Origin of the sequence: Mesorhizobium sp. M1A.F.Ca.IN.020.06.1.1, from assembly GCF_004023265.1 — a bacterium.
Lineage (GTDB): Bacteria > Pseudomonadota > Alphaproteobacteria > Rhizobiales > Rhizobiaceae > Mesorhizobium.
In genome coordinates, this window is sequence record NZ_RZSR01001824.1 from 1 (window position 1) to 428 (window position 428).

General features: G+C 52.1%; 1 protein-coding gene. It reads left to right on the forward strand.

All coding sequences use genetic code 11. The annotated features are described in order from the left end of the window. Positions 1-212 precede the first annotated feature (212 nt). Positions 213-428 (forward strand): GntR family transcriptional regulator (locus EOA60_RS37075; protein ID WP_128312829.1); only part of this gene is annotated, 216 nt, incomplete at its 3' end.

Sequence of the window (428 nt, forward strand, 5' to 3'; positions counted from 1 at the left end):
GGCTTGATATCGCCAATGCCGCATTTCCGATCAGGAATGCTCACCTGCTAATATCAAAACCGGTCTTTTCGACCCCCCCTGTTGACGGCAGGATCGCACTATACTAGGTATGCTAGTTATGTCAACAAACCAACCCCGCCTATAATGAGACGGACGCAATTTGCGCTTACTCCGCGATGCGTTCATGAACGGAGACGAAGGGAGACTATCTTATGGCTGGCTCGCAACTGCGACTTTCGTCATCCCTGCACGAGTCTGTCCGCGAAGAAATTCTGAATCGCATAGGGAATGGAACCTATCAGCCGGAGGCTCTCATCCCATCCACAGCCATGCTCGGTCAGGAATTTGGCGTCAGTCCAATCACCATCAAACGGGCTTTGCGAGATCTGCAAGCAGCGGGAATTCTAGTTTCGATCGCAGGCAAAGGC